The organism is Bacillus sp. 2D03 (genome assembly GCF_003946765.1).
In the GTDB taxonomy this organism is placed as follows: Bacteria; Bacillota; Bacilli; order Bacillales; family Bacillaceae_G; genus Bacillus_A; species Bacillus_A cereus.
Genome location: NZ_RPSJ01000005.1, coordinates 279,852 through 291,532, shown reverse-complemented (window position 1 = coordinate 291,532; position 11,681 = coordinate 279,852). Strand labels below are relative to the sequence as shown.

Below are 11,681 nucleotides of genomic sequence, written 5' to 3'. Positions count from 1 at the left end.
TATCCTCTCCTACAAAGCCCAAGTAATATTCATCTCTTCAAAAGAATCCTTACTAACTTCCAATCCTTCACTATCATCCGTTCCGATCATCGCCACTTCTTCTTTAGACAACATAATTTCCTCGTTTGGATTTTTAATTTTTCTCTCATACACGAGTTGTAAAAGCTCTATTTGCTCTTCTGTCAGCTCATATTCTTCTTCTAATCTTTCTATTGCTGATTGCAGGTCAAGTAGTGGGATTTCTAATAAAAATCCGCCATGCTCTTCCATCTCTTCAAATGAATCGATTGAATATGCACCGCTATCCTCAATCCAAAATGCTGTTGTAATGAAAGGTACAGTCTCACCTTCTACTTCTTCTAATATGTATTGAAGAGTTTCTTCTTTCGCAATATGTATCACTTCCGAAGGTGCTCCTTCAAAGTAATTTTCCGCATCAATCCACTCATCTATTCTCTCGCTATTCACATCTTGCAGACATACAATCGTATAATTCGGATGAAACGTAATTGTCCCTCGTCCGCCTTGAGTATCTTGCATACTATAGTTAAATCCGTCCCATGAACTTTCATGTGAGAAATCTGGACACTGCGCTACATTAATTGCATGGGCAATCGAATTTAAAACGCATCCTTTCCATAATTGTTCTCTATTTATATGTAATTTATATTTACTCATAATCTTCCCCCATACACATATTTTTTCTATTATCTTTCCTCTACATAATACTTGTAAAGTCTTTTCTATCTGCTACAAAATACGAAAGACGCCATTTTCAAAAAGGCGTCTTTTTACAATTGAAAATTTACTAATATAAAAAATGCATTATTTAATAAATGAATCCCCCATGGGACGAGTAAGTTATTTGTTTTCTTATACGTATAAGCTAAACATATACCGCCACCAAAAATATATAAAACACTCCCTACTGTAAGGGGATGCCCTAAAGTAAATATAGAAGCACTTATAACGGCACTACTAAGTATAGAGAAGCGCTGAGATAATTTCATAAAAAACATACCTCGGAATACAAGCTCTTCCCAAACCGGTGCGAAAATCGTGAGTACAACTACGTATAAAATAATTTCATTTTTAGTAGGCTCTATTACTATATTAGGTTCATCCACACGAAGCCCATGTGGTAAAACTAAATTTAATACTGCAAGATATATAAGCAGTACGATCATCGTCATTACTATCGTTACATAATGTTTAAAATTATTGAACTGTATTGATTTTACTAACTGTACACAGTGATTTCTTGCTGGTGAATATATAAAAATAATAGTAAGAAATGTTAAAGGTGGAATAAGATGATCTACATACCATGGGTATAAGGAAGAATCATATAAAAGGTTCAAAAAACCAATTCCATGCATGACCCCAAAAATAATTAATAGAATGCTAATTACTTGGCGCATACTCATTTGTTCATTCTTTTCTTCATATGTAGCTAATTCTATATTCATCCTATCCCCTCCAGTATAATTAAACTTTTTAAACCATTATATACCAAATTTAACATAAAAAAAGACAATACACCCCACTGTATTGTCCATTTTCTTCCCTACCATTTCTCTCTACACATCTCAATTAAATGCAGTAAGTACCTCTTCGTCATATCTGCCCTTCCCCACCTTGAGAGCATTCGCTTTTCTTTTGGACTCTGTCGTATTCTCGCTACTTCTTTTAATAAAATCTCCCATTCTTCCGCTGAACGTTCTGACAAGTATTGCAAGCCTCTATCTTTTGAAACGATTGTTTTATGATCTAGTGTATATAAAATACGTCCCATCGTAACGACAGCTGATTCTACCCACTCTTCTATAAAAAATAAATATGGCTTCTTCGCCTTTTCACTCCAGTACTGTTCTACGTTATATTTCATCGTATTTACTACATCATTCCATTGTATTTGCAGCGGAAGATCTTCTGCTTCTTTTCCGGTAACTGTAATGCCTTGATTTTTCAACGTCCACCATGTGACCGCATTAATGTCCCAATGACCAACATTAGCTTTACCATCTGCACAATACACATACTCGTTCATTTCATCATTGTATTTCCCTAAGTCAGCAAGCGAAATATACATACCGTCCATTCTTTTACCTAGCGTATTATCACTAAGTTTCTTATGTAGTTCCACAAGCTGCTGTTTTTCAGCTTCATTCACGGAATCATTTATCACTGTAACAAAATCAACATCGCTCGTTTCCTTATGAAATGCACCTAGTGCGATGGATCCGTAAATATATAACCCGACTATTTTTTCATCCAAAAAAATTTCTTTTAATTCTACTGTGTACCGCTCCATTAACTGCTCTACTTCCGTTGGTAACGCATGCTTCACTCCATTTTTCATATCTATCCCTCCAATAAAAAAAGCCTTTGCAAATTCGCAAAGACTTCTTGTTTTATAAATATTTCTCGATTTCTTCGTAAACATCCTTCAAACGAGGATTTCCTTCTCCAACAATTTCTCCATTTACAAGAACGACCGGATAAAATAAATCTTCTTCCACTACGCGCTCTGCGAATGCTTTTTTATCCGCATCTTCTTGTTCTTCTTGGAAATCAATATACTCGAAATTAAATTTATTTTCTTGTCCTTCATATTTACGACCAATTGCCGCTTGTAACCACTCAAACGTTTCTGTTGAAGATGGCATTCCAACGCAGCTCGCACAAATTACTTTCGTCCCATACACTTGAACATTAACCATTTCTTCTCCCCCACTTCTTGTCCCAACAGTATATTCAGATGTCTTATTACATAAGCACATCATTTTACAAACTTATTCCATACCCCTATACTGAAAAAACACGATACAAAATTTCGACAATAAAACAAGAAGAGAAAAAATAGATTTTCCCCTCTATCTTGATTATAATAAAACTGATGAAAGGAGTCGATAAAAATGGAAAACCCACATATGCAAGAACAAGTATTAGAAGTATTAGATAAATTACGTCCATTCTTACTTCGCGATGGCGGAGACGTTGAATTAGTAGACATTGAAGAAGGTATCGTAAAACTACGCCTTATGGGTGCATGCGGAAGCTGCCCAAGTTCTACAATCACACTAAAAGCTGGTATCGAGCGCGCGTTACTTGAAGAAGTACCAGGCGTTATCGAAGTAGAACAAGTATTTTAATTAAAAGCGGAAGCGGCTCGTTCAGAACAGGAGGTCATTGGAGCTCCTGACGAAGAGGCGCTTTTTGCCTCACAGGAAGGCGCGAAATGGCCGACTGTTCTAGCCGCTGGAGCTGGATATTATCTAGCGGCTCGTTCAAAGTCACTTGCTAAAAGGAGACCAAATTTGGTCTCCTTTTTTTATTCAAATCACATTTATCCGTTAACATCATAAAACAAAATTGGAAATCCCTCTCAAAAAATGCGATAATTAATACTATATAGTGAATCGTTCACACATATAAAGTAAAAAACATAGGGGGACGACAGATGCCAAAAATGGGGAACACTTTTTTAACAATTCAAGAACTAGAAAAGAAAAAAGAATATTTATTAGGCCTTTCATCCGTTATACCAACATGGAATACAAGCTATCAATTTTTATTTAAAGAAATTCAGCAAGAATTATTGGGTAAAGTAAATGAAAAGCTCGAAAGGCATCAATTCGTTTTAAATATATGTACAGATCAGCAGGTAGGGGCATAATGTATTACATAAAATTGTGGTATATAAAAAAGAGACCTCACTCGGTCTCTTTTTTATATTTTTAAGATAACCAATCTAATTTTCTAATCCCAAGCTTATCTACTGGTAAACGAAGTGAGCCATAAAAATGCTTCATAAATTGCTCTGAGCGGTTCACATCGTGTAAAATGGCTTCTAAGCGATCTCTATATATGCTTTTTTGTTCTTCGTTTCCAGTTTGGTAATATCGTTCGACCGTTTCAAAATAATGAAGCGGGAACAGGAGCCTTGCAAATAATAAGCGCCAGCCAAATGAGGATAGCGAATAATTCCGTTCATAATCTGTAACAAATTGAACGATTGTTTGCTCCCAGTCTTTCTTTTTTTCTATCGTCATATGGCGGATCCATTCTGCAATATCTCGACTCGGGTGATCATATACCCAATCAAAAGGGAGTTTGAGCCGCTTCATTTGATGCCATAATAAAGGTGTGAATCGTTCTTGGCAAATTGTTGCTGCATCCGTTAGTTGCGGCGTATCATCCATTTCTGTATCGACAACATATTGAATGGCATTTTCTGCAACTCCTAAGTAATACGGGAAGGATTCAATAAACAATTGATCGAATACATCTGAAGGGTGGTTCATCACTTGTGATTGCCAAAACTTTTCTAATTGATCGAGCCTTTTTTCCCATAACGCTTTCCATTCACCAATTCGGCTTAATTGCTCAATTTCTTCTGGAAAGAATGCACCTCGTTTATGGAATATAGAAAGCTCACTTCCTAATGACATAGCATGTCGTTCTAACGTGCGCATACCTTTTAATAAGCAGTAATTTTGTTCTTCTATCTCACTTACATAGTAGCCGTGTATAGTCGGAACGAAAGTCGCTACAGTTATATCCCCTTGCTGGTTCATATAATCACTGAGCTTTTTCATCTCTACAAGTACTTCTTCCTCCATTTCTCCAATTGGAACAAGTACATAAATTTTGTTGCGAATCCAAAAGCTTTTATAGGGGCCAAGGGGGATTAATTCTTTAACATGCATGTGATAATGCTCATAAATATGCTGAATCATCGCAGTCGCCACCTATGGTTTTTCTTTATATATATGAGCTTGTGCTCGCCTTTCATTCCTATGCACATGATAAAGCAACGAAACGTATACAAATACTAAAAAGAAAAAAAGGTGATAAACATGAAAGAATCAAATCAACTACAAGAAAGAGCATTAAAACTATTACAAGAACGCGGTGTAACAATTGACGATATTGCTGAACTTGTTCATTTTCTTCAAAAAAAATATCATCCAAATTTAGAGATGTCAGAATGCCGTTACAATGTAGAACGTGTACTATCAAAACGTGAAGTACAAAACGCACTGATTACTGGTATCGAGCTTGATGTCCTTGCTGAAAAGGGAATGCTAAGTGAACCGTTACAAGATATTGTAAAACGTGATGAAGGCTTATATGGAATTGATGAAGTTATCGCACTTTCTATCGTGAATGTGTACGGCTCTATCGGTTTCACGAACTTTGGATATATTGATAAATTAAAACCTGGTATTTTAGAATACTTAAATGATAAATCAACTGGAAAGGTGCATACATTCCTTGATGATATCGTTGGCGGAATCGCTGCCGCTGCTTCAAGCCGTTTAGCGCACCGAGCTGAGCACTCAGAATAATAGTGTTTTCTAGGCCGTCAGGTTCATGCTGACGGTCTTTCATATTCCATCAGCATAAATTCTCTTCCGCGACTCAAAAAAATAGGCCCTTGCTTAAATCCGATATTTTTATATAACGTAATCGCTCTTGTATTAAATGTCGCTACGCTTAATCGAAACATTTTTGCATTAAACTCTTTCGTGGCAAACGCTATTCCAGCTTGGAAGAATTCTTTCCCCATTCCTTTCCCGGTTAACGCCGGCTTCATGCCAAGTCCGATATCAATCACATCTTCTCCACCATATAAATGAGCATCTCTTCCACCTGGTACTTGTGCATTTGCTCCAAAACAAAAATAACCGATGAAGTCTCCTTGATCATCACAACAGCCATAATACGTTCCATCTAATAGCTCTTCCATTACTTCTTTCTCGCCTGAAAAACTATATAAATTATATGGTTCCTCGTACGTCCAAGTATTTATCTCATTTGCTTCTTCCTCTGTTAATTTATGTATATCCACTTTCTCTTTCCCCCTATTATATTTCTATTAACAATATTCGATATTCATCTTATAATTCATCTTTCTCAATATATTTTTTTAATTTCTCGCCTCATTTTTATGGAAGATTTTTCTTATTATGTTACGATTAAACATAATCATTACAAATAAGGTGGTGACAATTTGAATTACTTTTCTTATCTCTCCTCGGAAGAACGGCAAAATTTTTTCTATAAAGAACCTCTTGGTTTTTCAAAAAATATAGAGAAAGAACAACTAGCTTACGCACTAGGTGCCACACTATATACTCCTGGCACGAAAGAAACGATTGCGGAAGATATAATTAGAAGGAAACATGTGGATGCTATCTCAATTATTCTTTGTCTAGAGGACGCTATCAGCGATGAGGAAGTAAAACTTGCAGAGCAAAACATCGTCGTTCAAATACAGCAAATCGCTAACTTAGTCAGTGCCAACATACTAAATCAAGCAGACATCCCACTTCTTTTTATTAGAGTTCGACAGCCAAGTCAAATGAAGAAGATTGTTACTGAATTAGGTAGTGCTGTTCATTGTTTATGTGGTTTTGTCTTTCCAAAATTCACACCGATTAACGGAAAGACTTATATCGATCAGCTTGCATATATAAACGAGTTATACTCATTATCGCTATATGGCATGCCGATTTTAGAATCACCCGAAATTATGTATAAGGAAACACGGGCAGAATCATTATTACAAATAAAGGATTTACTAGATTCTTATCACGATTACATCTTAAATGTACGTATTGGTGCTACTGATTTTTCAAGTATATTTAGTATTCGGCGCAATAAATACACACCTATCTATCATATTACTGTTGTCCGTGATTGTATTTCAGACATTATTAACGTTTTCTCAAGGGCAACAAATGAATATATTATTTCAGGATGTGTATGGGAATATTTTTCTAATGATCATGAAGAAGGGCTTATTCAAGAGGTATCACTTGACCATGCAAATGGCTTAATCGGAAAGACAGTTATTCACCCATCTCATATTAAAGTTGTACAGGCAATGCACATTGTCACAATGGAAGATTATTTAGATGCGAGATTAATTTTACAAAATGCAGATACGTATAATGGAGTGCTAAAAAGCAGTTTTTCTAACAAAATGAATGAAGTAAAACCTCATTATGGCTGGGCTCGCAAAACCATTTTAAAATCTAATATTTACGGGGTGCTACATGAAAACAAACAATTCACCGATCTCCTTATTGCAAATGCAAAGCAACACGTATAACGTTTTAAATAATATACAAGTTCATGTAGAAGTACGTGATAATCCATATAATTTAGCGCTAGACAATCTTTTTCAAATGGCTGCGAGAATAAATAAGAAACGTAGTTTTTTATTTGTGAGTACAATCCTTGGAAAGCATCTTCCTACTAAACCTGCAGTCTCTCTATCAAGTGGAGTTGCTCTCGCTGCAAGATATATGGAAATACTACATAATATTTCTCATCCATTTCAAAAAGAAATTTTAAATCTCATTTCATTAGAAATTGATGAAATCCCAGAGGAAGTATTTCGTTATCAATATCCTCTGCAAGAAGAAGTTTTGTTCATCGGATTCGCTGAAACAGCGACATCACTTGGTCATTCTATGTTTCAATGCTTTCAAAATGCAAAGTATGTACATACAACTAGGGAATCGATACCCCACCTAGAATCTGTCATTACATTTGAGGAAGAACATTCTCATGCAACATCGCACCGTTGTTATATAGATGAAAGCTTTTTTCAAAACAACAATCCAATTGTTCTCGTAGATGATGAGATGACAACAGGAAAAACAGCATTAAATATTATTAGATCTATTCAAAATAAATTCCCACGAGAAGAATATATAATTGCTTCTTTATTAGACTGGCGTTCTCATACTAATAGAAAACAATTTAAACAATTAGAAGAAGAACTTCAAATTAAGGTTCATGTTATTTCTTTATTAGAAGGCAGTATTCATACAACTGGCCAACCATTAAATATTGCAAAAACAAAGATTCAAATTGAAGAAACAAAACCTGATTTCAAAAAACATACCCTTACCTGCCCAAAATCACCCTATACATCAAATTATATAAAATATACTGGGCGATTTGGCATTTCAGCATATGAACAAAAGCACATTCATTCTTTCGCCCAAGAAGCAGGAAAAACTTTAAAAAGAGAAAGAATTGGAAAACGAACACTCTGTCTCGGAACGGGTGAATTTATGTATATTCCAATGAAAATTGCTGCTGAAATGGGTGAAAATATTTTATATCAATCTACAACAAGAAGCCCTATCCATCCTGTTTCAAATGATGTGAACTACGCCATTCATAATCATTTCTCATATCCAAGTCCTGAAGATTCTACTATTACAAATTACTTTTATAATATTTCACCTCATGATTACGATGAAGTATTTGTTTTCATTGAGCGTGATTTAGGGGAAGAAGCCCTATCTCCTCTTCTACAGCAGTTACAAACAGTTATTCCTTTTATTCATATCGTCTCATTTTCAAATAGCATAGAAAAGGAAGGTTGATAATTATGGTAAAAGTAAATTCTCATATTAGTAGTTACAATCGAAATGATGCTATTTTTCTATTAAAAGATATTAGTGATTTAATGAAAGAAAGTTCCACGGAAACTAGAGAACAAGCAATTCAAGCTGGCACACATTATTCCGAAATGTTACCAATGGAATATAAACCATCTAAAGCATATATGGATTTATTCTTTTCTTCCCTTCAACAATACAAACACAAACTAGCCATCGCTGTTGGAGTTGTCGCCGAACAGATTATACAAGCTAAAGGAACTAACCTTATCCTCGTTTCATTAGCTCGTGCTGGTACACCTATTGGCATTCTTATCAAACGCTACATACGCTATCAATACAACCTTGATGTACCTCACTATTGTATTTCTATTGTTCGCGGACGCGGTATTGATGAAAATGCACTCCATTATATTTTGGAACATCACCCTAAAGAAACAATTCAATTCATTGATGGGTGGACTGGGAAAGGTGCAATAAAAAAAGAATTAGAATATGCAGTACACACATTTAACGAACGAAATAATACACACATTTCTCATTGTATGGCTGTGCTTGCTGATCCCGGTTACTGTACTTCAATTTACGGTACACGTGAAGATTTTCTTATTCCTAGCGCTTGCTTAAATGCAACAGTCTCTGGACTCATTAGCCGCACTGTACTAAATGACACCTATATCGGTCCAAATGATTTTCATGGTGTTAAATATTATAAAGAGCTAGAACAAGAAGACTTATCAAATTTATTCGTTGATGAGGTAACAGATTTATTCCCTTCTGTTCATTCTCATATAGATAATCAATTACGTTATATTACTTCAACTTACACTAATCCCTCTTGGCAAGGATTAAAAGATATACAGTCTATCCAAAATCACTTTGAAATTGACGATATTAACTTAATTAAACCAGGAGTCGGTGAAACAACTCGCGTATTACTCCGGAGAATACCGTGGAAAATTTTAATACGCAAGCAAAACAATCCCGATTTAAAGCATATTTTACTTCTCGCTAAAGAAAAGAATGTCCCTATTGAAATCTATGAAAATATGGCTTATTCATGTTGCGGGCTCATTAAGCCTCTTAAGAGGGAAACGATATGATTTTCGCCAGTGATCTTGATCAGACGCTTATTTATTCCCGGAAATCGTTTCGTGCCCCTATAGAAGATGAATCAATTCAACTCATTGAAACTTTAGATGGGAAAGAAATTTCTTTCATATCACATAAAACCATTTCACTACTAAAAAAATTACAACTGCACTCACATTTCATCCCAGTTACAACAAGAACTATTGAGCAGTTTCAGCGGATTGCTTTATTCCAAGACGAAATCATTCCCGAATACGCCATTACAAGTAATGGTGGTAATATCCTTCATAACGGGAAACAAGATGGTACTTGGAACAGGACAGTAAAAGAAAGACTATCGGCTGAATGTATAGAGAGAAACGACATACTAAAGGAATTTGGACAAATAGCTCATAAAGATTGGGTTATATCACAAAAAACAGCCGATGATCTATTCCATTATTGCATTATTAAACGGGAGAACATTCCTTATGATGAATTATCATCTTTTACTTCCTGGTTAGACAAACAAGGCTGGAATCATTCACTTCAAGGCAGAAAGCTATACTTTGTACCAAAACCAATTAACAAATGGGACGCCGTGCAATATATAAAAGAAATTTTGCAAATAGATACGATTATTACAGCTGGGGATTCTTTACTTGATTTATGCATGCTTGAAAAGGCGAACCATGCCTTCGCACCACTTCATGGTGAGTTAGGGGCAATGCATGATAACTTACAACCTCATATTTTAAAAACAGACGCAATTGGCATATATGCCGCAGAAGAAATCGTAAATAAATCACTTCAAATTATTCACAGTTCATTACCTACCCCATGATCATAATATGCACAATTGCATACGCACCACAATTAAACAAGTGGTACAATTTATTTGAATCGCTGTTGCTACACTTCTTGATTAAAGAAAAGGCGTTAACACGGAAATTAGCGTCTTATCAACCTCAAGCAATTGGCACATTTTGTCATCTTAAAAGACACTCCAAGAGTGTCTTTTTTTCTATATCTCACAAGGACTTACTCATTTCAAAGTATGCATACATAAAATAATGTAAATATTACACGCATGCATCACTTTCTAAAAGTTATAAAGTAGATTCAAAATAAAAAAGCACTCTTAACTAGAGTGCTTTTTACTTTCAAACAAGGAGGCTACATATATGGATAGTACTCTCGTATTTAACTTCGGCATTGGTATTGTCATTATTTTATTTGTCTTTTTTGTACTTTGTATGAGCGGGGTATAAAAAGGCGATTTTCGGGCGTCTTTTTATACATACATATGTATTACTTGACTTCTATAAAGGTAGTAACCATAATAGTTACATATATACAAATAACTATTCACATATCCACAAATAGGAGGAAGAAAAATGAAACATGTAATCGTTTATGCACACCCGAATACAGAAAGCTTCAACCATGCGATTTTAGAAACGGTAAAAAGTGAATTAGAAGGAAAAGGTCACGAAGTACGCGTTCGCGATCTATACGAATTAAACTTTAATCCAGTATTAGGCGCTTCCGATTTCATCTCATTTTCTCAAGGAAATACACCAGAAGATATTAAAAAAGAACAAGAACATATCTCTTGGGCTGACAGCATTACATTCATTTATCCAGTTTGGTGGGCGGGGCTTCCTGCTATTTTAAAAGGATACGTTGACCGTGTGTTTAGCCATGGATTTGCTTATGCTTACGGTGAAAACGGCATTGAAAAGTTATTAAGCGGTAAAAAAGGATTGTTATTATCTACAATGGGCAATACGAAAGAAGCATACACAGCAGGCGGCATGTTTGATGCAATGAAGAAAACAGCGGATGTTGGTATTTTTGAATTTACAGGCATTGAAACAATTGAGCATACATTCTATACAAGTGTTCCTTCTGTGGATAACAGTGTGCGTAAACAATATCTTGAAGAGGTTAAAGACGTTGTGAATCGTGCGTTCTAATAAAATTATATCAGTGATTTTCTAAATATATCAGCGCAACTCAGATTATATCAGCGATTTTCTAAATATATCGGCGCAACTCAGATTATATCGGCGATTTTTCAAATATATCGACTTACCGACAAAAATCGACACTAGTCACAACTGAATGTTAGCCCACACCAATCGGGCTGCCCGCAAATATTAGAAAAAAAGCTGTTCC

Annotated in this window: 14 protein-coding genes; 8 read left to right on the top strand and 6 right to left on the bottom strand. The window is 35.3% G+C overall.

All coding sequences use genetic code 11. The features are described from left to right. Nucleotides 1-9: 9 nt before the first annotated feature. The 4 genes from EBQ15_RS14315 to EBQ15_RS14300 form a co-directional block, all read right to left on the bottom strand. Nucleotides 10-678 (bottom strand): hypothetical protein, encoded by a 669-nt coding sequence (locus tag EBQ15_RS14315; protein ID WP_000049714.1) that lies wholly within the window; start codon nucleotides 676-678, stop codon nucleotides 10-12. Nucleotides 679-791: 113 nt separating this feature from the next. After that, nucleotides 792-1,469 (bottom strand): CPBP family intramembrane glutamic endopeptidase, encoded by a 678-nt coding sequence (locus tag EBQ15_RS14310; RefSeq protein ID WP_001019403.1) that lies wholly within the window; start codon nucleotides 1,467-1,469, stop codon nucleotides 792-794. Between the two features lie 98 nt (nucleotides 1,470-1,567). Next, nucleotides 1,568-2,362 carry a nucleotidyltransferase domain-containing protein gene (locus tag EBQ15_RS14305; protein WP_002001371.1) on the bottom strand — a complete coding sequence of 265 codons (795 nt, stop codon included), beginning with the start codon at nucleotides 2,360-2,362 and terminating at the stop codon, nucleotides 1,568-1,570. Nucleotides 2,363-2,414: 52 nt separating this feature from the next. Further along, nucleotides 2,415-2,723, bottom strand: a complete 309-nt coding sequence (locus tag EBQ15_RS14300; RefSeq protein ID WP_000248588.1) for a YuzD family protein — start codon at nucleotides 2,721-2,723, stop codon at nucleotides 2,415-2,417. 195 nt (nucleotides 2,724-2,918) lie between these two features. Here EBQ15_RS14300 and EBQ15_RS14295 point away from each other — a divergent pair, with 195 nt between their 5' ends. Then, nucleotides 2,919-3,155 (top strand): NifU family protein, encoded by a 237-nt coding sequence (locus tag EBQ15_RS14295; RefSeq protein WP_000431159.1) that lies wholly within the window; start codon nucleotides 2,919-2,921, stop codon nucleotides 3,153-3,155. A gap of 308 nt (nucleotides 3,156-3,463) precedes the next feature. Continuing rightward, nucleotides 3,464-3,679: a hypothetical protein gene (locus tag EBQ15_RS14290; protein ID WP_001125498.1), complete on the top strand. Its 216-nt coding sequence runs from the start codon at nucleotides 3,464-3,466 to the stop codon at nucleotides 3,677-3,679. A 61-nt stretch (nucleotides 3,680-3,740) separates the two neighbouring features. Here the strand turns inward: EBQ15_RS14290 and yutH are convergent, their stop codons facing one another. After that, entirely contained in the window at nucleotides 3,741-4,742 is a 1,002-nt protein-coding gene (gene yutH, locus EBQ15_RS14285) for a spore coat putative kinase YutH (protein ID WP_000614217.1), read from the bottom strand. A gap of 120 nt (nucleotides 4,743-4,862) precedes the next feature. Here yutH and EBQ15_RS14280 point away from each other — a divergent pair, with 120 nt between their 5' ends. Beyond that, the gene (locus EBQ15_RS14280) at nucleotides 4,863-5,354 is read left to right on the top strand and encodes a phosphatidylglycerophosphatase A family protein (protein ID WP_000665094.1); all 492 of its coding nucleotides are present in this window, start codon (nucleotides 4,863-4,865) and stop codon (nucleotides 5,352-5,354) included. A 23-nt stretch (nucleotides 5,355-5,377) separates the two neighbouring features. Here EBQ15_RS14280 and EBQ15_RS14275 read toward each other — a convergent pair whose 3' ends face one another. Next, nucleotides 5,378-5,857 (bottom strand): GNAT family N-acetyltransferase, encoded by a 480-nt coding sequence (locus EBQ15_RS14275; RefSeq protein WP_000351145.1) that lies wholly within the window; start codon nucleotides 5,855-5,857, stop codon nucleotides 5,378-5,380. A 162-nt stretch (nucleotides 5,858-6,019) separates the two neighbouring features. Here EBQ15_RS14275 and EBQ15_RS14270 point away from each other — a divergent pair, with 162 nt between their 5' ends. The 5 genes from EBQ15_RS14270 to EBQ15_RS14245 all read left to right on the top strand — a co-directional run bounded on the left by EBQ15_RS14270 (nucleotide 6,020) and on the right by EBQ15_RS14245 (nucleotide 11,479). Beyond that, a complete protein-coding gene (locus EBQ15_RS14270) occupies nucleotides 6,020-7,123 on the top strand; it encodes an HpcH/HpaI aldolase/citrate lyase family protein (protein ID WP_001106076.1) in 1,104 nt (367 codons plus the stop codon). Continuing rightward, a complete protein-coding gene (locus tag EBQ15_RS14265) occupies nucleotides 7,068-8,414 on the top strand; it encodes a phosphoribosyltransferase family protein (protein ID WP_000856288.1) in 1,347 nt (448 codons plus the stop codon). The genes EBQ15_RS14270 and EBQ15_RS14265 overlap by 56 nt, the downstream gene beginning before the upstream one ends. A gap of 5 nt (nucleotides 8,415-8,419) precedes the next feature. After that, nucleotides 8,420-9,532 (top strand): cysteine protease StiP family protein, encoded by a 1,113-nt coding sequence (locus EBQ15_RS14260; protein WP_000241509.1) that lies wholly within the window; start codon nucleotides 8,420-8,422, stop codon nucleotides 9,530-9,532. After that, a complete protein-coding gene (locus EBQ15_RS14255) occupies nucleotides 9,529-10,344 on the top strand; it encodes an HAD family hydrolase (RefSeq protein WP_000575376.1) in 816 nt (271 codons plus the stop codon). Before EBQ15_RS14260 ends, EBQ15_RS14255 begins: the two co-directional genes overlap by 4 nt. A 553-nt stretch (nucleotides 10,345-10,897) precedes the next feature. Continuing rightward, nucleotides 10,898-11,479, top strand: a complete 582-nt coding sequence (locus EBQ15_RS14245) for an NAD(P)H-dependent oxidoreductase (RefSeq protein WP_000683447.1) — start codon at nucleotides 10,898-10,900, stop codon at nucleotides 11,477-11,479. Nucleotides 11,480-11,681: the final 202 nt, after the last annotated feature.